General features: G+C 40.3%; 16 protein-coding genes. 11 read left to right on the plus strand and 5 right to left on the minus strand.

The window, feature by feature from the left end; all coding sequences use genetic code 11:
- The first annotated feature begins 10 nt into the window (after positions 1-10).
- Together ACXZ1K_RS09960 and ACXZ1K_RS09965 are read left to right on the plus strand one after the other, a co-directional pair.
- Complete coding sequence (locus tag ACXZ1K_RS09960) at positions 11-1,240, plus strand: BaiN/RdsA family NAD(P)/FAD-dependent oxidoreductase (protein ID WP_458969511.1); 1,230 nt, start codon at positions 11-13, stop codon at positions 1,238-1,240.
- A 278-nt stretch (positions 1,241-1,518) separates the two neighbouring features.
- A complete protein-coding gene (locus tag ACXZ1K_RS09965; RefSeq protein WP_458969512.1) occupies positions 1,519-1,980 on the plus strand; it encodes an SRPBCC family protein in 462 nt (153 codons plus the stop codon).
- A 2-nt stretch (positions 1,981-1,982) separates the two neighbouring features.
- Here ACXZ1K_RS09965 and ACXZ1K_RS09970 read toward each other — a convergent pair whose 3' ends face one another.
- Positions 1,983-5,219, minus strand: coding sequence for an amidohydrolase family protein (locus tag ACXZ1K_RS09970; RefSeq protein ID WP_458969513.1), 3,237 nt, complete (start codon positions 5,217-5,219; stop codon positions 1,983-1,985).
- Between the two features lie 104 nt (positions 5,220-5,323).
- Here ACXZ1K_RS09970 and ACXZ1K_RS09975 point away from each other — a divergent pair, with 104 nt between their 5' ends.
- The 8 genes from ACXZ1K_RS09975 (at position 5,324) to rplT (ending at position 13,201) form a co-directional block, all read left to right on the plus strand.
- Entirely contained in the window at positions 5,324-7,216 is a 1,893-nt protein-coding gene (locus ACXZ1K_RS09975) for a RecQ family ATP-dependent DNA helicase (RefSeq protein ID WP_458969514.1), read from the plus strand.
- Between the two features lie 3 nt (positions 7,217-7,219).
- Positions 7,220-7,930 (plus strand): head GIN domain-containing protein, encoded by a 711-nt coding sequence (locus ACXZ1K_RS09980; RefSeq protein WP_458969515.1) that lies wholly within the window; start codon positions 7,220-7,222, stop codon positions 7,928-7,930.
- 3 nt (positions 7,931-7,933) lie between these two features.
- Positions 7,934-9,223 (plus strand): MFS transporter, encoded by a 1,290-nt coding sequence (locus ACXZ1K_RS09985; RefSeq protein WP_458969516.1) that lies wholly within the window; start codon positions 7,934-7,936, stop codon positions 9,221-9,223.
- Positions 9,224-9,231: 8 nt separating this feature from the next.
- The gene (locus ACXZ1K_RS09990; RefSeq protein ID WP_458969517.1) at positions 9,232-9,969 is read left to right on the plus strand and encodes a (Fe-S)-binding protein; all 738 of its coding nucleotides are present in this window, start codon (positions 9,232-9,234) and stop codon (positions 9,967-9,969) included.
- A gap of 75 nt (positions 9,970-10,044) precedes the next feature.
- Complete coding sequence (thrS, locus tag ACXZ1K_RS09995; RefSeq protein ID WP_458969518.1) at positions 10,045-11,970, plus strand: threonine--tRNA ligase; 1,926 nt, start codon at positions 10,045-10,047, stop codon at positions 11,968-11,970.
- Positions 11,971-11,983: 13 nt separating this feature from the next.
- Positions 11,984-12,553: a translation initiation factor IF-3 gene (gene infC, locus ACXZ1K_RS10000; RefSeq protein ID WP_458969519.1), complete on the plus strand. Its 570-nt coding sequence runs from the start codon at positions 11,984-11,986 to the stop codon at positions 12,551-12,553.
- Positions 12,554-12,581: 28 nt separating this feature from the next.
- Positions 12,582-12,782 (plus strand): 50S ribosomal protein L35, encoded by a 201-nt coding sequence (gene rpmI / locus ACXZ1K_RS10005; RefSeq protein ID WP_090783772.1) that lies wholly within the window; start codon positions 12,582-12,584, stop codon positions 12,780-12,782.
- Between the two features lie 74 nt (positions 12,783-12,856).
- Complete coding sequence (gene rplT / locus ACXZ1K_RS10010; protein WP_048905003.1) at positions 12,857-13,201, plus strand: 50S ribosomal protein L20; 345 nt, start codon at positions 12,857-12,859, stop codon at positions 13,199-13,201.
- 55 nt (positions 13,202-13,256) lie between these two features.
- On the opposite strand, the gene bioD is transcribed toward rplT, so the two are convergent.
- The 3 genes from bioD to ACXZ1K_RS10025 are packed head-to-tail and all read right to left on the minus strand — an operon-like array spanning position 13,257 to position 15,792.
- Entirely contained in the window at positions 13,257-13,874 is a 618-nt protein-coding gene (gene bioD, locus ACXZ1K_RS10015) for a dethiobiotin synthase (protein WP_458969520.1), read from the minus strand.
- Positions 13,875-13,878: 4 nt separating this feature from the next.
- Positions 13,879-15,006 (minus strand): aminotransferase class I/II-fold pyridoxal phosphate-dependent enzyme, encoded by a 1,128-nt coding sequence (locus ACXZ1K_RS10020; RefSeq protein WP_458969521.1) that lies wholly within the window; start codon positions 15,004-15,006, stop codon positions 13,879-13,881.
- 9 nt (positions 15,007-15,015) lie between these two features.
- Positions 15,016-15,792: an XRE family transcriptional regulator gene (locus ACXZ1K_RS10025; RefSeq protein WP_458969522.1), complete on the minus strand. Its 777-nt coding sequence runs from the start codon at positions 15,790-15,792 to the stop codon at positions 15,016-15,018.
- Positions 15,793-15,926: 134 nt separating this feature from the next.
- Here ACXZ1K_RS10025 and ACXZ1K_RS10030 point away from each other — a divergent pair, with 134 nt between their 5' ends.
- Positions 15,927-16,277, plus strand: coding sequence for a GIY-YIG nuclease family protein (locus ACXZ1K_RS10030; protein ID WP_458969523.1), 351 nt, complete (start codon positions 15,927-15,929; stop codon positions 16,275-16,277).
- A 15-nt stretch (positions 16,278-16,292) separates the two neighbouring features.
- On the opposite strand, the gene ACXZ1K_RS10035 is transcribed toward ACXZ1K_RS10030, so the two are convergent.
- Positions 16,293-19,439, minus strand: coding sequence for a basic secretory protein-like protein (locus ACXZ1K_RS10035; RefSeq protein ID WP_458969524.1), 3,147 nt, complete (start codon positions 19,437-19,439; stop codon positions 16,293-16,295).
- Positions 19,440-19,468: the final 29 nt, after the last annotated feature.

The raw sequence follows: 19,468 nt of genomic DNA on the forward strand, positions 1-19,468 counted from the left end.
TGAAAAAGTTATGCTTATTTTGCACAAAAATAACAATATTAACGGATTGATGGATGCAGATGCTATAATTATTGGAGCCGGGGCTTGTGGACTGATGTGTGCGGTGCAAGCGGGTTACATGGGTAAAAAAGTAATTCTGCTGGAAAAAAATGATAAGCCAGGGGCGAAAATCCTCATATCAGGCGGTGGGAGATGCAATTATACCAATCTGATGGCAAGTGATGACCAATTCATTTCTAACAATAAACACTTCCTGAAATCAGCTTTCACACAGTGGACTGTGGAGGATACCATTAGTTTTTTTGAAACTTACGGGATAACGGGAAAAGAGAAAACACTCGGACAGCTTTTTCCCGACGGCAAAAACGCCAAAGACGTGGTAGAGGTTTTTACTACCATATGTGATGATTTTGGTCAGCAGATAATCTGTAATGCTGAATTATCTGATATTGAGATATTAGAAGATCATTTTCAGGTGCAATTTCAGGTGCAAGGCAAGAGCAGAAAGTTAACTGCTCCAAAGTTGGTGATCGCTACAGGCGGACTACCCATTCCAAAAATGGGGGCAACAGACTTTGCATTGCGATTTGCTCGAAAACACCAGTTAAAAATCGTAGAAACTGCTCCGGCATTAGTCCCTCTAACCATTACGGGCAAAGATGAAGAATGGTACACTCAGCTCTCTGGCAATACGGTATTTTGTGAAGTGAGCAATGAACGCATCTCATTTGAAGAGAATATTCTATTTACCCATTGGGGATTAAGTGGGCCTGCAATTTTACAGATTTCCTCCTATTGGAAGCCTGGAGAAGTTTTTAATATCGACTTGCTTCCTGGCAAAGATATTTTACACCTTATAGAAGAGGAGCGTATTAGCAATGGTAAAAATATGTTGAGTACTGTGCTTAACCGATATTACGCAAAGAAATTTACAGAAGCTTTAGGTAAGTTTTTACCTACAAATAAGACTGTGGCTTCACTAACCCGTGCCGAATTGGATAATATTGCAGAGGTAATCCACCTCTTTAAAGTGAAACCCGCGGGAGACAAGGGCTATGATAAAGCTGAAGTGATGCGCGGCGGGATTGATACCAATGAAATATCTTCAAAGACCATGGAATGTAAAAAGATTCCCGGTCTTTATTTTGGGGGAGAATGCGTTGACGTTACCGGTTGGCTTGGGGGATATAATTTTCAATGGGCCTGGGCAAGTGGTTTTGTTATTGCACAAAATCTCTAGTGTAAACTTATTCCCGTGTAGTGCAGCTGTTAGAAATCTCCTATATGGCTGTTATAAAAATAAGACTTTAATAGGAGGTGCATAGGAATCTGATAGGACTTGAAAGGACTGTAGGTCCTATGTAACTCCTATGTCGATCCTACAGGATCCTTATTTGGTTGCCAGCTACATACAATATTAGTGAATGCCTCCTGCAACAGCTTTATAAATTTTAGCTTAGAAGGCAAACATTTTTTGGTTACAATCGTTAAACTTCAGTATTAAAGAAGAGATAAATTATGGCAACCGAACCCGAAATATTAAACAATACCGATCAGCCTGACTGGATAAAGAAAACTGTAGAAATTAACGCTTCCGATGATAAGATCTGGAACGTCTTAACCAGCACCGAGATGATACGTGAATGGGCAAATGCTTTTGAACCAGGAACTGGCGTGCAATCAGAATGGACAGAAGGTGCTGTGGTACACTGGACCGACGGAAGCAATACTAAGGTTATGAAAGGCCGGGTAGTAGTCAGTTACCCGGCAAAAATGCTTAAAATAGGTTATTTCGAAGACCTTAATGCTGATGATGATGCAGAACTTGGGGAATATGAAGAGCATTACCTACTTACTGAAGAAGCAGGTAAAACTCAACTTACCATTGAAACAGGACCACTAACCGACAGTTATATCGAAAAGCTAACTCCTCAATGGGACCAGGCACTAAGTATTATTAAAGCTCTTGCAGAAAAATAAATCTAATCGCAATGAGGAATGGTATACGTCCAGGTTTCAGATTCACCAGCCGGAAAATTGTATATCATTCCCTTACCACTTTCAAACCATAATTTGCCTCTTAGCTTCTCGCGACCACCAATTTCATTCATAGAAAGGCTGTCGTACAGGCGACCGTTGATCATTACATACTTGATCTTTTCTGAATTCCTGATATCCTCTAGTGGATTTGCATCCATAATAACCAAATCAGCCAATTTGCCTGCTTCCAGTGAACCAATCTCTTTATTCATGCCGAGGTAAGTCGCGCCATTTAGCGTCGCCGCTCTGATGGCCTGAAGGGAAGTCATACCACCTTGCACCAACATCCAGAGTTCCCAATGCGCGCCAAGCCCTTGTATTTGTCCGTGTGCGCCAAGATTTACCTTTGTTCCTCCATCTGCAATTTGCTTTACTGCTTTTGATACTTCTATATGACCGTAATCTCCATACTCTGAAGTTGTTCTACGTCTGGCGCGCGAATCAATGATGGAACGGGGTGTAAACGCCATTAGGCGTTCATTTTCCCAAACGTTTGTGCGGTCGTACCAGTAATTTTCGCCCCATTGGCTGCCATAACTTACAATGAGCGTTGGCGTGTAGGCAACGTTGGTCTTATTCCAGAACGAAACCACATCCTTATAAACCGGGGCCACAGGAATACTATGCTCAATACCTGTATGGCCATCTGCTACCATATTCATATTGGTGAAAAATGTTGATCCGCCCTCTGGCACCACTTCCATTTTTAGGATTCTTGCAGCCTCCAATATTTGCTGTCGTTGTTCTCTCCGCGGCTGGTTGTATGATTTAACGGAAAAAGCACCAACTGCTTTCAATCGGCGCAAGTGAGACAAGGCATCGTCTAAGTTGTTAATCACCACTTTAAAGTCGCCATCAGCCCCGTATAAAATGGAACCGGTTGAGTAAAGACGAGGACCAACCATGCGGCCAGCTTTGATCATTTCAGACTGACTAAAAACCATTTCAGTGTTACTGGAAGGGTCGTGTGATGTCGTTACCCCGAAGGCAAGGTTGGCCATGTACGACCAGTCCTGCTGAGGTGAAATGCCATCAGGACTGGTACGCAAATGTGCATGCACATCTACCATTCCCGGCATAATTGTTTTTCCGGTTACGTCAATAACTCTTGCGCTGGAAGGTATGCTTAGCTCTGATGCTTTTCCAACAGAAATGATTTTATTATTTTCTATTAAGATAGTTCCCTCTTCAATCACATCATCGCCCTTCATGGTAATAATGCGCGCGCCTTTTAGGGCAGTTAATCCGGTCGGAACGTCTGTCTTGAGCACTAAGCCCATAGCAATACCCGTACTGTCAGGAGCTGGTATGTTTTGCGGTGCGCCATCAATAAAATTAAAGGTGTTCTTAATTTCTCTACTAAAATACTGTTCGCCCAGCGTCCAGAAGAGTTTATTGCTATCACCACTCCAATGCAGGTAAGTGCCCGCATCCTTTGTAACTCTTGTCAATGGGATAGATCTATTGCCAGATGATAGATCAAGTGCAGTTCCTGCTGAGATCATTGGTGTGATGTACACGTTAAACAACTCTGTAAAAGCCATCCATTTACCATCCGGACTAGGGCAAAATTGCGTGGCATAGGTTGAAGTATAGTGCGTGCGTTGATTGTTACCGTTTAAATCCATGCTCTTAAACGCCTTTTTTCCGTCTTCGTTTCCTTGAAAATAGATTCGCGTATCATCTGAATTAAATTGAGGCTTGATGCCACTTTCTGAAATCAGGGTTTTAGCCCCTCCATTTGCAGACATCACAAAAATACCTGTTCCTCTGCCGTAGGTATATCCCAACACGTCATTACCCACTCCTTTTCTGAAAACAATTCTATCACCTTTTGTAGAATAGGAAGGAGAATAGTAAAAGCCTTTTTCATCTGTTAAGGTCACAGTTTTGCCAGTTTTAAGGTCGGCCTTTTTAATGGCGCCTTTAAACTCATCACTCCAGGCAGAATAGATAACCGATTTACCGTCAGGACTAATGTCTGGCTCAAATTCAAAATCAAAGCCAGCGGTAACGCGTTCCGGTTTTCCGTTTGGTAATTCTTTCTTATATAAAAGCCCTGCTGCGTTGAACACTACAAACTTTCCATCAGGAGATGTGGTGAGCTGTCGGATCATTTTTGAAGTAAACTCTTGTTCAAATACCTGATGAGGAAAATGAAGCGATTCCTGTACCGTTTGTTTACTGCTTACCTTAAAAGGTATTTCTGAAGTAACCATAGAGGCCAATTCAATTTTTTTAATCTTTCCTTTAGCATAAAATACAATATTCAAGTTATCCGGTGTCCATGCAAAGTTTGGATAAACACCAAAAATAGCCCAGGTTTCCTGTTGGTCGTGTGTCAGGTCTTCTGTTAATGGCCATTCCTCACCAGTCGCAATGTTTTGGACATAGAGTACGGATTTTAACCGCACTCTTTTTACGTAAGCCATCAGCTTGCCATCCGGAGAAATTTGCGGGCGTGCAGCGCCGCCAGCCTGTGCAATGAGGTTATTTAATTTTCCTGTATTTAAATCTAGCTGCCTGATTGCATAAATTAAACCATTTGGGTCTTTACTGTATTCGAAATTAGGTCCCGGCGACACGTCTTCGCTGAAATATAAATATTTGCCATCTGGAGATACATTGGGTTCTCCAGCGTCCTGCTGATCATTTTTTCTTTGGGTAAGTTGTACACCGTCTCCACCATAGATACTGTACATCCACATCTCACCGGCGCCAAGAGAGCGTGTGCCTGTGAAATGCTTACGGGCGACTATATAATCACTTTTGGGCATCCAAGTAGCATTGTTGAGCAATCTAAATGTTTCTTTGGTGATTTGCTTTTTATTGGAACCATCACGATTCATGATCCAGATGTTATCCGCACCGCTTTTATCGCTAGTGTAGGATATGTATTTTCCATTGGGACTAAACCTGGGCTGCACATCGAATGCTATACCCCCGCTTAATAGCGTAGCATTTCCACCGGCAATCGGCATAATGTATATGTCGCCCAAAAGATCAAAAACGATGTCTTTTCCATCAGCACTAACATCGAGGTTCATCCAGGTACCCTCATCGGTGTCAATGGTGAAATTTTTAGTGGGTCCTTTATATTTTTCTATATCCCAGGATTTTTCTTGGGCGTAAGAGATTTGAGCTAAAAACAGTGTTGCTAACAGTAAAAATCTTCTCATATGAATAAGGGCTAGTTTATGGCCTGTAACTGAATAAGGATAGTTAATGGCCGCAATTTACAATAATATCGGTTCATTTTTATAGTTTTGAAGACTACCTGTTTATGAACGAAGCTGAACTATTAAAACGCTATTGGGGATTTGACAATTTCAGACCGCTGCAGGATGAAATCATTCATGCCGTCCTATCCGGTAAGGATACGTTGGCCCTAATGCCAACAGGCGGGGGTAAATCGCTGTGTTTTCAATTGCCGGCACTGGCAAAAGAAGGAATTTGCATTGTTGTATCGCCGCTTATTGCTTTGATGAAAGATCAGGTAGAGCATCTAAAAGCAAAGGGTATAGAAGCAGTTGCCATTTATGCAGGTATGGGTAAGCGTGAAATAGATATCCTGTTGGATAATTGTGTATACGGCAACATCAAATTTCTATACCTTTCTCCGGAGCGTTTACTTTCTGAACTGGTCCGGGTCAGGATCTCTTATATGAATGTAAACCTAATTGCAGTTGATGAAGCGCATTGTGTTTCGCAGTGGGGCTATGATTTCAGACCACCGTATTTAAAGATCAACGAGTTGAGGGATATTCATCCTCAGGTTCCAATTTTAGCGCTAACAGCTACTGCTACTCGTAGGGTAAGAGATGATATTACCGATAAATTGCAGCTTAAAGATGCTCAGGTTTTTGTTAAAAGCTTTGCCCGCAAGAATTTAAGTTATGTAGTGCTAACGGATGAAGACAAATACCGCAGGCTAATATCCATAGTGAAAAATGTAAAGGGTAGTGGCTTGGTGTACGTAAGGAATAGGAGAGAAACATCTGAAGTCGCCTTGTTTTTAAAACGCAATGGGATTGCTGCTGATTTTTATCATGCTGGAATTGAAAGGGAGGAGCGTTTTACCAAACAGGCCGATTGGATGGCGAATAAGATACAGGTTATGGTAGCCACGAATGCGTTTGGAATGGGGATAGATAAGGCAGATGTTCGGTTTGTGGTACATTTGGACTTGCCTGAAAGTCTGGAAGCCTACTATCAGGAAGCCGGTAGGGCAGGGCGGGATGGCAATAAATCTTACGCAGTGTTGCTGGCCAACAAGTCTGACCAATTGGCTTTGGAAGCTAAATACAGCAATAGTTTTCCATCAGTTGAAGAAATTAAAAAGGTTTACCATGATTTGGGAAGCTTTTTTCAGCTTGCCTATGGTGCAGGTGAGGGGCTGAACTTTGATTTTGACCTGGCTGATTTTTGTAAGCGATTTAATATTGGCGTGGTTAAGGCAATGGCTGCCCTTAAGTTTTTAGAACATGATGGGTACCTAACTTTGTCTGAAAATATTTTTCTGCAGTCGAGGGTAATGTTTTTGGTTGGCCATGAAGATGTATACCGTTTCCAGATTGAAAATGCCGGTTACGACAGGTTAATAAAAGCGATTCTCCGTTCTTATGGTGGTGCGTTTGATGTGTATGTCAAAATTCAGGAATCAGACATCGCTAAGAAAACGGGAATATCTTTCAAAGATGTGGTAAGACACCTGAACTTTTTTCAGGAACAGGGCTTGTTGTCTTATCTTCCGCAAACAGATCAGCCCCAGCTACAATATGTACGTCCAAGGGTGGACCGTTTACATCTGGATATCGATACCAGGTATATTGAATTGAGGAAAGAAGTGCAGGCTGACCAAATCAAAGCAGTATTGGCCTATGCTGCAAATTTTGAATGCAGGAGCATACAGTTATTGAGCTATTTTGATGAAATTGGGGCAGAAAAATGTGGTGTTTGTGACGTGTGTTTGGCAGAGAAAAAGGCTGATGACGATGAGCAGCTAGATGACAGGATCGATTTCGAGATCGCTACGTTACTTCAAACCCAGTCGCATGCGTTAGCAGATCTGGTGAATGAACTAACCATTGGTACAGAACAAGAACGCTTAGATAGAATAAGAGTGCTGCTTGATGCAGGGAAAATTAAAACAGATAGTAAAAATTATTACCTTTAAACTATGAAAAAATTATTTGCTATTGTACTTTTCATTCCAGTTTTACTAGCAGGATGTTCTTCTGGATGCATTGAAGATTCTGGTGTTCATATTGCTAAAGGACTTACCGTTAAGCCGTTTGATAAGATTGATGTTAGCGGGGCCATGAAATTGGTGCTAAAACAGGATAGTACTTATGCCATCAAAATTGAGGCTGATTCTAACTTAATGGAATATATTAAGGTTGATGTAAGCGGTTCTGAGCTGAAATTGGATATGAAGAAGGGTCAATATTGCGGAACTGATTCTATAGTAATTTATGCTGGTATAGGTGAGCTGAAAAAGCTCAGCGCAGCAGGTGCAGTTGATGTGCGCAGTGAAGGTGCTATTTACGCAAAAGATGTTTCCATGAGCTTGGCAGGTGCCAGTAATGCGTCACTTAGTCTGAATGCAGCTAACTTGATTACTACTATTGATGGTGTAGGCAAGTTGAAGTTAGCCGGACAAGCTGGTACTCATAAATTGACCACCACGGGATCTGCTGAAATAGATGCATTTAATTTTGCATCAGGGGTATATGACATCAGTATCACCGGAACGGGGAAAGCGAATATCAATGTCTTAAATGAATTAAAGGTGAAAACCGAAGGCTCTAGTGAGGTCTATTATAAAGGCAACCCGAGCAGCATAGATGAGAAAAAAACTGGCGCTGCTAAATTAGAGAAGGTAAACTAATCGATGAAGGACGATAAAAAGACCATCAGGTCATGGGCTTTCTTTGATTGGGCCAATTCTGCATATAATCTTGTTATTACCTCTACTATTTTTCCTGCTTATTATGTGGCCATTACCGCCAATAAAGCACAGGGTGATCAGGTAACCTTTTTTGGTAAAACCTTTATCAATACCGCACTGTCTAATTATGCATTGTCCTTCGCTTATTTGGTGATGGCGATTGTGTTACCCATTCTGTCATCGATTGCCGATTACAGAGGAAATAAAAAAATCTTCATGAAGGGTTTCACCTATATGGGTGGTTTAGCCTGTATTGGTCTTTATTTCTTTAAATTAGAAACATTGGAATGGGGCATTATTTGCTTTATTATCGCAGCGATGGGATATATAGGAGGTGTTTTATTCAATAACTCTTATTTGCCAGAGATTGCTAGCCCCGAAAATCAGGACGCTGTAAGCGCAAAAGGCTATGCCTATGGTTATGTAGGTAGCGTAGTTTTACAGATCATCTGTTTTGTTTTTGTGTTGAAGCCAGAGTCATTTGGAATTACCGATGCATCATTCCCGGCGCGTTTGTCTTTTTTACTGGTAGGAGTATGGTGGATCGCCTTTGCGCAAATACCTTTTAGAAATTTGCCTAAAGGGAGTCCGAATTTTAAAGGCTTAGAAAAGAGTATAGCGAAAAGCGGTTTCCAGGAACTGGCGAAAGTTTGGAAACAGCTGAAAAGCATGAAGTTTATGAAGCTTTACCTGCTGGCGTTTTTCTTTTACTCTATGGGAGTACAAACCATTATGCTTGCTGCTGCGGGTTTTGGTGAGAAAATTTTGCAATTGGGTACAGCCAAACTAATTGCGGTAATTTTGATTATCCAATTAGTGGCTATTTTGGGTGCACTGGTGATGTCTTACTTCGCTAAAAAGGTAGGGAATATTCAGGTGCTGGCTTGGGTAGTTGTGGTGTGGATTGTGACTTGCATATGCGCTTATTTTGTGGTTAATGAATTTCAGTTTTATGCTTTGGCAGCCCTGGTGGGTTTGATTATGGGAGGAATACAATCTTTATCCAGATCTACTTATTCAAAATATTTACCTGAAGATACCGCAGATTCTGCTTCTTTTTTTAGTTTTTATGATGTTACTGAAAAACTAGCTATAGTTATTGGTTTGTTTAGCTTTGCGCTGATTGAAGAGCTTACTGGTAGCATGCGCAATTCAATTATTATCTTGGCAGGATTTTTTATAATGGGATTGATATTTTTGCTGCTGCTTAGGAGAGTTGAGAAGAAATTTTGAAAGATTAGATGAGAGTAGAATTATTTGTACCATGTTTTGTTGATCAGTTATATCCGGAAACTGCTTTTAATACCGTTAAATTACTTGAAAAGGCAGGTTGTGAGGTTTTCTATAATACAGAGCAAACTTGCTGCGGACAGCCGGCATACAATGCGGGTTATTGGGAGCAGGCAAAAGAGACCGGTAATAAATTTTTGAGTGACTTCTCTGAAACTGATTACATCGTTGCGCCATCCGCCTCATGTGTGGGTATGGTTAAAAATGGATTCAATGATTTGTTTACCAATACGATTGTACATAACAAATGCAGGAATATCCAGGGTAATATCTTTGAGTTGTCTGACTTTCTTGTGAATGTTTTGAAAAGAGATTATTTCGGAGCAGAGCTAGATGGAAAAGCCGTGTACCATGATTCCTGCAGTGGCTTGCGTGAATGTAAAATAAAAGAGGAGCCCAGGCTATTGCTGTCTAAAGTTCATGGCCTGGAAATGGTGGAAATGCGGGATACAGATATGTGCTGTGGCTTTGGTGGTACGTTTGCGGTAAAGTTTGATGCCATCTCTTCGGCAATGGCCGAGCAAAAAGTTAATAATGCACTGGAACAAGGGGCTGAGTACGTGATATCAACGGATTTATCTTGTCTGATGCATCTGCAGGGCTATATTGATAAAAACAATATTCCCCTTAAAACCATGCACTTAGCGGATGTGCTGGCGAATGGGTGGCTGGAAAGTACAGAATATTAGTTAACTTTGGAATGATGATCACATTGTAGGTGATCTTGTTATATATTTTTTATTAATTATAAATCATAGTTGTAGATGATTACCATTACTTTACCTGATGGCTCCAGCCGTCAGTATGAAAAGGGCACAACTGCCCATCAAATCGCATTATCCATATCAGAGGGCTTGGCCCGTAATGTTTTAGCTGCAGAAGTTAACGGTGAGGTATGGGATTCTTCAAGACCGATTGAATCGGATTCTTCTGTTAAGTTGCTGACCTGGAATGATACTGCAGGGAAATCGACTTTCTGGCATTCATCGGCCCACATTATGGCTGAGGCGCTGGAAGCTCTATATCCAGGTACCAAGTTCGGTATTGGACCGGCTATTGAAACAGGCTTTTACTATGATGTAGATTTCGGCGACAGAGAGTTCTCTTCAGATGACTTTAAAGCGATTGAGAATAAGATCCTGGAGCTTTCAAAGCAAAAAGAAGTATTTGAACGCAAATCAGTGACTAAAGCAGACGCCATCGCTTATTTCAATGAAAAAGGCGATGAGTATAAATTAGACCTTTTGGAAGGTTTAGAAGATGGCAAGATCACGTTTTATAGTCAGGGACAATTTACAGACCTGTGTCGCGGTCCGCATATTCCAAATACAGGCTTCATCAAAGCTGTAAAGCTGATGAACGTTGCTGGTGCCTATTGGAGAGGCGATGAGACCAGGAAACAATTGACTCGTATTTATGGCGTTACTTTTCCTAAGGCAAGTGAGCTGACTGAATATCTTCATATGATTGAAGAGGCTAAAAAGAGAGATCACAGGAAACTGGGTAAGGAACTGGAACTTTTTGCTTTCTCTGAGAAGGTGGGCATGGGCTTGCCACTATGGTTGCCTAAAGGAGCCGCCTTGCGTGAAAGGTTGGTTCAATTTTTAACAAAAGCACAAGGAAAAGCCGGATATGAGCAGGTGGTAACTCCACATATCGGACATAAAAATCTATACATCACTTCCGGCCATTATGAAAAATATGGTAAGGATAGTTTTCAGCCAATAAAGACCCCTCAAGAAGGTGAGGAGTTTTTCCTGAAGCCAATGAACTGTCCGCATCACTGCGAAATCTATAAAGTTAAACCAAGATCTTACAAGGATCTGCCGTTGCGCTTTGCTGAATTTGGTACTGTATATCGTTACGAACAAAGCGGTGAATTGCATGGATTAACCAGGGTACGTGGCTTTACTCAGGATGATGCTCACTTGTTTTGCAGACCAGACCAGGTGAAGGAAGAGTTCAAAAAAGTTATTGATCTGGTGCTGTACGTGTTTAAGTCGCTGGGTTTTGACAACTATATTGCGCAAGTATCACTAAGGGATCCGGATAATAAGGCTAAATACATTGGTAGCGACGAGAATTGGCATTTAGCAGAATCGGCTATTATTGAGGCCGCTGCTGAAAAAGGATTGCCTACCGTCGTGGAATATGGCGAGGCCGCATTTTATGGTCCGAAGCTCGACTTCATGGTTAAAGATGCGCTGGGTAGAAAGTGGCAGCTTGGAACAATCCAGGTTGATTATAATTTACCTGAGCGTTTCGAACTGGAGTACACAGGAAGTGACAATCAGAAACACAGACCGGTAATGATCCACAGGGCTCCGTTCGGATCGTTGGAAAGATTTATCGCGGTATTGATTGAACATTGTGCTGGTAATTTCCCATTGTGGTTATCACCAGAGCAATTTATTATTCTTCCAATCTCTGAGAAGTATGAAGATTATGCAAAAAAAGTTTCAGATGAACTAAATAATTCCGATATTCGCGGGCTGATTGACTTTCGAGATGAAAAGATTGGAAGGAAAATTAGAGACGCAGAAGTTAAAAAAATACCTTATATGTTGATTATTGGCGAAAAGGAGATGGCTGATGGCCAGCTTTCAGTAAGAAAACATGGTGAGGGTGATTTAGGTTCGATGACATTGCAAGAGTTCAGTGAATTATTAATTAAAGAAATAACAGTTTAAATAGCATATAAATTTGGCATTAGGCAGACCAGGATTTAATAGGGGACCACGTCCTCCTTTTAAGAAGAAAGAAGCAGAACATAATATTAATCAGTATATCAGAGCCCAAGAGGTGAGGTTGGCTGGTGATAATGTTGAACCAGGGATCTATCCTTTGGCAAAAGCTTTAGCCCTTGCCGAAGAACTGGAACTTGATCTGGTTGAAATATCACCAAATGCTGTTCCACCTGTTTGCAGAATAATCGATTACAGCAAGTTTGTTTACGAACAAAAGAAAAAGCAGAAAGAGATTAAAGCAAATGCAAAGCAAACTGTTATCAAAGAGATTAGATTTGGGCCTAACACCAATGATCACGATTTTCAGTTTAAACTAAAACATGCGGTTAGTTTTTTAGAGAATGGTGAGAAAGTAAGGGCTTATGTTCACTTCAAAGGAAGGGCAATTGTTTACAAGGAGCAAGGCGAAATCTTGTTACTGAAGTTTGCTCAGGCATTAGAAGATATAGGTAAAGTGGAATTGCTCCCTAAATTGGAAGGAAAGCGTATGTTTTTAACGCTTGCGCCAAAAGTTGTTAAGAAATAATAATAAATTAAATAAATAAAAACAGGTTATGCCAAAAATGAAAACCAATTCCAGTGCTAAAAAGCGTTTTTCGCTTACTGGAACAGGTAAAATCGCTAGAAAGAACGCATACAAAAGCCACATCTTAACCAAGATGTCGACTAAACGTAAGCGTAATTTAGGTCACACCTCAATGGTGTCAGATGCTGACATGGGCAACGTTAAACGTATGCTTGCAATCGGTAAATAATTAAATTTTTAACCAGGTAACAGGTTGTAAGTTTGCTGAGATACGCAACGCCTCTTATCAAAAACAATTAAAACATGCCACGTTCGGTAAACGCAGTAGCTTCGAGAAGAAGAAGGAAAAAAGTTCTTAATTTAGCCAAAGGCTATTGGGGATCAAGAAGCAAGGTTTTCACCATTGCTAAAAATACGGTTGAAAAAGGTTTGCAATATGCATACCGTGACCGTAAAGTTAAGAAAAGAGAATTTCGTGGATTGTGGATTCAGCGTATCAATGCTGGAGCACGTCAGCACGGTATATCTTACTCACAATTAATTGGTAAATTGGCAACTAAGAACATCGGTTTAAACCGTAAAGTTTTAGCTGACTTAGCAATGAATCATCCAGAAGCTTTTAAAGCTGTAATTGATGCAGTAAAATAGACGTCATAACTTATGTTTGAAAAAAGGGAAGTTTAACACTTCCCTTTTTTTATATTCAAATATTTAGGTTCAGCAACTCTCCTGCACGGTTAACAGTGTCTTGATTCAAGGCCACAAGATCAGGTATCCTTCCTAGAACTGGTAGCTTGCTATACTGTTGGATATAGCGTTCACTGTGCTCATTAGATGAGCCATTGAATATGATGCCACACACCGGTATCCCGTTGAATTGCAATGCTTGCAGGCTCAATAAAGTATGATTAATGCTACCCAGGTAGTTACTCGAGACCACAATCACTTTTGTTTTTAAAGCTTTAATTAAGTCTACCATCAGTTCCTCGTCATTCAACGGTACCAGTAGCCCACCCGCGCCCTCTATAATTAAATTGTTTTCTGTTATTGGCGCTTGGAAGTCTGCCACCCTAATCTGCATATCATCAATCTTTGCTGATAAATGGGGTGATAGTGGTTGGGTTAGCTGAAATCTTTCTGGATGGATAACGGTCTTGGAATTGCTGACCAAGCGCTTTACCATCATGCTGTCGCTTTTGTCCAAATCCCCGGATTGAATAGGTTTCCAATAATCTGCGTTAAGTTTCTGGGTGAGGATTGCACTGACTATGGTTTTACCGATTCCTGTTCCAATTCCGGTGACGAAATATGTACTTGCCATTGTTTTACTGTAGTTTTTCTATTTCTTTAGCCAGGTCAACAATTTGCTGATCCGAATTGAACAAATGTAAGCAAATTCTGATGCGTTCCTTTCCTTCAGGTACAGTAGGACTTAAAATCGCCCTCACGTCATACCCTTTGTTTTGTAGCTTTTGGGCTGCTAACTTAGCTTCAGAATTGTTATCGAATAAAATTGTTTGAATTGTGCTACCTGAATCCTTTTGCGCTGATAAGTTGGACTTACTTAGTTGATTATGGTATAATTTAATTTTCTCAGCTATAAGAGGCGTGTAGTCAGTTTCTAATAAACGCTGGTAGGCACATTTAACGGCTGCGATGTTATGTAAAGGTGCTGCTGTAGTATAAATAAAGGATCTGGCAAAATTGATGAGGTATTGGCGCAGGATGTCACTCCCCAAGACTATCGCACCATGACAACCAAGAGCCTTACCAAATGTCATTATTCTAGCGAATACCTGATGCTCCAGGCCTAAAGACTGTACAAGTCCGACTCCATGTTTGCCAAAAATACCAAGCGCATGTGCCTCATCTACAATAAGATTTGCGTGATATGCTTTACAGATCAGGGCAATTTCTGTTAAGGGAGCCAGATCGCCGTCCATAGAATATACGCTTTCTACAATGACATAGATATTTCCTTTAGATCGCTGCAGCTTTGCTTCCAGCTGGTTGATGTCATTATGCCCAAATGTATGTCGATTAGCGTGAGATAGTCTCGCGCCATCTATTAAACTGGCATGTATCAGTTCATCAGAGATGATGGTATCTCCACGTTGCGGAATGCTCGACAATAGCCCTACATTAGCATCGTATCCGGAGTTGAAGATTAATCCCCCTTCTGCATGATGAAATTTGGCGATGAACCGCTCTGTCTCTTCTGTAAATGCATGATTGCCACTTAACAATCGAGAACCACCTGATCCATTTTGATGACTAGGGAAATCTTGTAAGGTCTTTTCGATTTGTTGCTTCAGCTCTTCAGACCTTGCAAAACCCAGATAATCATTAGAACAGAAATCTACAGGAGGCATATTAATGGAAAGGTTCCTTTTGGAGCCATTTTCTACTCGTTGTGCTAACCGTGATTTAATAAACTCCTCTGCCGTGCCCATCTAAACAATTTAGTTTTTATTGAGCTGTGAGATGGATTTCTGCATCTGCGACATCATGGTCGTTAAAGTTTCTATGGTTGGTTCTGGTGTGGGATCAGGAAGTGTAGAAGATATATAGGCTTTAGCTTTCCAGATTTCCAGGATATCATCCGAAGAAACGGTATACGGATCGTAAACCTTATTGTCGGATATTAGCTTAAGCTCTTTGTTTTCCTTAAAGCGATTGCCCGCTCGTTTGTAAACAACACCTTCATTCTTGCTAATAATTACATAGGTCTCCCCAGTTTTAACATCATTCCAGTTGTCCAGGTATTCTCCAAGTATAATACTGCCTGATTGAATAGGAAGCATAGAATCTCCTATAATTTCAAAAGCCCTGAAGGTTCCATTTTTTAAGAAAGGAAGAGGCAATTGAAATTTTGGAAGATCCTGGACGTATTGAGGATCTGAAAACCCATTTAAATAACCCGCGCTGGCTTTGACCGGAACCATTTCAATATTTTCATTATCGTCTTTATCAACTGTGATACTGAGAATACGAAGGTTGGAGCCCTGACTTTTTGGTTTTGGCTTCCAGCTGTCATTAATATTTTCGTTGATAAACTCATCTATAGTCAAGTCAAAGTAGTCTGCTATTCTTTTTAGTAAATCATATTTAGGTTCTGCTCGGTCTTCTTCATAAGCACCAATCAGTGATCTTTTAATTTCCATTGCATCAGCGAATTGCTGTTGTGTATGGCCCTTTTTCTTTCGTAGGTACTTCAGGTTTGAGGAAATGTTTGACATAAAATAAAAGTTTAAAATAAATTTGTTTTTACTAAAATAATTAGTATTATTGTGCCAATAAAGTTAGTAATATTTATTTAAATATCCAATAAGTAACTAATTTAATTAGTTTATCACTTTTAATTGCGTTGGCCATGAAAAAATTCGTTTACATTGTTACTGATAGAAACCGCACAAGTTTACACGTTGGTATGAGCTCTGATCTGATTAAAACCTTAGATTTTTACAAACAGATGCCTTGTCTATTTTTCGATAGCGGTCAGCAACTGACACGTTTGGTTTACTTTGAAGAATTCAAAACTGAAGCCCAGGCGTTAAATCGTTTTAAGCTAATGAGCCGTTTCACCAGAACTCAAAAAGAGCGTGTGGTTAGGTCTTGCAATCCAGATTGGATCGACCTAACTATAGGATTGGATTTTGAACACATCATGTCTGCAAAGAAACTCATCAATCAAGTTAATTTGCCATTTACCATCATGTCATAATGCACCGGCGGTTTATTACCAGCCAGGTGCAAAGGTTAAACCAAATACGCCAGCTTTAACATCTTTACGTTGAAAAGGAATCGCGTAATAAGGCTCAAGTACAAAATATCCAAATACATTTACTCTTAAAGATATACCAACACTTAAAGCAGGTACACGTTCATTGGTTGATTGTGTGGTTACCGGATTCCCACTGGAATCTAAAACAGGGGCACCATTTTCATCTAGTACATTTTCTGTGATGTAGGTCGGCTGACTTTTAAAAGCAACTTTTGTTCCCTGGGTCCAGGCTAAACCTGCGTCAAAGAATAGGTTTAGATCACTAAATAAGAATTTAGAAGGAATTTGTGCTAATTTCTTAGGACCTGTAAATGGCAATCGTACCTCAAAATTGAATACGGCCATTTTACTACCTGATAACTGATTGATATTAAAACCCGAACCAGAATTGCTGTTATAAAGTGAGTTGGCCTCGTAACCACGGATAAAATATGGATATCCTACATAAAGCGGATAGAGGTTTTCACCATCTTTACCAATCCGCAAGTAATTGTAGGTACGGGCTGCCAGTGTTACAGGTTTTAATCGAACGTATTTTCTGGCATCCACAGTAACAGCAGAAAACTTATAGTCTCCAAAGTATTGTTCTGCCCCGATACGGTACCTAAACCCATCAAGAGGAGAAGTCATCCCACTAATTGAGTTGTCTCCAACAAACGAAGCATTTAGCTGAAATATATGAAACGGATTTAATGGTATCCCAAACTCTGTTGTCGCATCGTTAGTTTTTACTTTTGTCTTTTCTGAAGTGATATAATATCCATTATAATCGTAATAATTGCTAATGCGATCTACGCGATAGCTGTAATAGGATACTGCCGCACCAGTTTCAAAACGATGTACCTTATTGAAGGGATAGGAACCGAACAGTTGTACCTGATCTTCAAAAGTTCTGATCAGGTTAGTCCTATCGTTAATGACATCGACTTTAGTGCCATCTGTGTACGTCAGCTGATCTGCAACGATTTCTCTAAATCCTGTAATGTATGGAATATGTGAAAGTGCTATTCCCCAGTTGATCCTTTTTTGCTGATTGATGTAGCCTACTAGTCCACCAAAATCATAGATCTCACCATTTACGGAAAGATTAGCAATAATTTGATTTCTGCCCAGAATATCGCTAAACATTCCGACAATACCACCTTGAACTCCAGTTCCAAAGCGGCTGGTAGAAACACCTACACCACTATTTGCTAAATAGTCTAACGTGAATTTTGGCTTGTAAGGTACCAATCGCATAGAATCTGCGCTTGTCTTCTCAAATCGCTCAAAATTACCAAGATTGGAATTAACCACATCCACACCGGTACTCTCTTTCGGAGGCAGTATTGCGGCGTCAAAGTTAACCGCATTGGCATCTACCGGCTTAGATCTAAAGTTGCTTACCGGAGAGTTATAAAGCGTATAGCGCTGCGATCTGTAGTAGCTATATATAATATCATCATTATTGGAAACAGTAAGGGCTGGGGAAAACTCAGTTATCCCGCTAATACCTGTAAAATAATCTGTTAATTGTTTAACGGAATTATCTGCCAAGTTATATTGATATAAATTCCTGAAACCGTCACGGTTAGACAGGAAAAACAATGATTTGCTATCTCCAGAGAACTGTGCGTTAAGATTGTTGGCACCAGGAAAAACTGGTATATCTGTAACAACTTTAGTTTCAATATTATAAATGCTCAGGTTAATCGGGTGAACGGCATTGTTGCCATTCTTTAACCTGGAAACCCTGTCCGTAGAGAAAGCAATTAGTTTTCCATCCTTAGAGTAACTTGGTGCATAGTCTGAGAAATTATCATTGGTAATCTGTGTGATTTTCTTGTCTTTTAAGTTATAAGAGAAAATATCGCCCTGACCCTCTATCATTCCTGAAAATGCAATGTCTTGGCCGTTTGGAGACCAGGTCAAGTTACCGAACTGTTCAACACTTCCCATATCAGTAGACAGCAATTGTTTTCCGCTTGCAACATCAATGATCATCAATTGATTTTTACCCTTGCTGAAAATACTAAAGGCAAATTGCTTACCGTCTGGCGACCATGTTCCTGCAGATTCCAGGAAATTGAAGTCGTCAATATGTGAATTAGAGATCTGGCTACTTAACTTTCTAATGATCTTGCCCGTTTTTGCATCCGCGAGAAAGAGGTCTATTCCAAAAAGATCCTTTTCAGATAGGAATGCTAAATATTTACCATCAGGACTAATTGATGGCGCTACGTTCATGTTACCTGCATTCTTATTGTCAATAATTCTGGTACCGCTGATTTTTATCTGTGAACTGTCTGCCTTCAACATAGGTCGGTAATGCGACTCGATTGCATTTTTCCATAAACCAGACAAGGTATTGTCGTCGTAGCCAAAAGTATATTTCAACCCATTTTCGTAACCGAAACGAGCGGTAGCTTTAAATAATGGAACAATGGTAGTATCTCCATAAACGGATCCTACGAATGTCCAAAATGCCTGGCCGTATCGATAAGGGAAGTATTTATTCGAGTTGGTCAGGTCTTTCAAAGAAGGAATATCCCGGTTCAGTAAAGCATCCCTCATCCACATGGACGTAAATGCATCAGTTTTACCTACAGATAGGTATTCTGCCATACCCTCGATCATCCAAAGTGGTATCTGGCTGATGTTTTCAATGCCAACAGAATCCTTTTCCAGTAAAATATGATATTGAAACGCATGAACCAATTCGTGGCCTAATACGTGCCTGGTCTGGTTGTTAAGTTCCATCACAGGCATAATTACCCGATTTTTAAGGGCCTCTGTAACACCGCCAGTTCCTATCCCAATTTCGCCCTGTAGGGCAGTAGTTTGCTGGAAGTCGGGATGGTTGCTATATAAGATAATGGGATTCTTTTTCAAGAAAGTATCCCTAAAAACCTCTTGATGCATTTTGTACCAGGTTTCTGCATCTTCCGCTAATTTTCTAACCAACTTCTCATTCTTAATGTAATAATAAAGCTCAAAATGAGGAGTTTGGAGTACTTTGAATTTTTCATTCTTGTACCGTACCTTGTTCTGACCGAAATACTGGGCCTGAACAGAAACCACAGATATTAATGTAAGGATCAGTAATGGAATAAATCTTCTCATGAATTTAGAGGTCATTATCATAGTTAGTT

This window comes from Pedobacter jaeyakensis (genome assembly GCF_054461315.1).

What these genes read in the sequence shown, in the direction of transcription:
- ACXZ1K_RS09965 (WP_458969512.1), top strand. Translation starts at nt 1,519, where the DNA reads ATGGCAACCGAACCCGAAATATTAAACAATACCGATCAGCCTGACTGG.
- ACXZ1K_RS10020 (WP_458969521.1), bottom strand. Translation starts at nt 15,006, where the DNA reads ATGGGCACGGCAGAGGAGTTTATTAAATCACGGTTAGCACAACGAGTA.
- rplT (WP_048905003.1), top strand. Translation starts at nt 12,857, where the DNA reads ATGCCACGTTCGGTAAACGCAGTAGCTTCGAGAAGAAGAAGGAAAAAA.
- ACXZ1K_RS09990 (WP_458969517.1), top strand. Translation starts at nt 9,232, where the DNA reads ATGAGAGTAGAATTATTTGTACCATGTTTTGTTGATCAGTTATATCCG.
- ACXZ1K_RS09980 (WP_458969515.1), top strand. Translation starts at nt 7,220, where the DNA reads ATGAAAAAATTATTTGCTATTGTACTTTTCATTCCAGTTTTACTAGCA.
- ACXZ1K_RS09970 (WP_458969513.1), bottom strand. Translation starts at nt 5,219, where the DNA reads ATGAGAAGATTTTTACTGTTAGCAACACTGTTTTTAGCTCAAATCTCT.
- thrS (WP_458969518.1), top strand. Translation starts at nt 10,045, where the DNA reads ATGATTACCATTACTTTACCTGATGGCTCCAGCCGTCAGTATGAAAAG.
- ACXZ1K_RS09975 (WP_458969514.1), top strand. Translation starts at nt 5,324, where the DNA reads ATGAACGAAGCTGAACTATTAAAACGCTATTGGGGATTTGACAATTTC.
- ACXZ1K_RS10025 (WP_458969522.1), bottom strand. Translation starts at nt 15,792, where the DNA reads ATGTCAAACATTTCCTCAAACCTGAAGTACCTACGAAAGAAAAAGGGC.
- ACXZ1K_RS10030 (WP_458969523.1), top strand. Translation starts at nt 15,927, where the DNA reads ATGAAAAAATTCGTTTACATTGTTACTGATAGAAACCGCACAAGTTTA.
- ACXZ1K_RS10035 (WP_458969524.1), bottom strand. Translation starts at nt 19,439, where the DNA reads ATGAGAAGATTTATTCCATTACTGATCCTTACATTAATATCTGTGGTT.
- rpmI (WP_090783772.1), top strand. Translation starts at nt 12,582, where the DNA reads ATGCCAAAAATGAAAACCAATTCCAGTGCTAAAAAGCGTTTTTCGCTT.
- bioD (WP_458969520.1), bottom strand. Translation starts at nt 13,874, where the DNA reads ATGGCAAGTACATATTTCGTCACCGGAATTGGAACAGGAATCGGTAAA.
- ACXZ1K_RS09960 (WP_458969511.1), top strand. Translation starts at nt 11, where the DNA reads ATGCTTATTTTGCACAAAAATAACAATATTAACGGATTGATGGATGCA.
- ACXZ1K_RS09985 (WP_458969516.1), top strand. Translation starts at nt 7,934, where the DNA reads ATGAAGGACGATAAAAAGACCATCAGGTCATGGGCTTTCTTTGATTGG.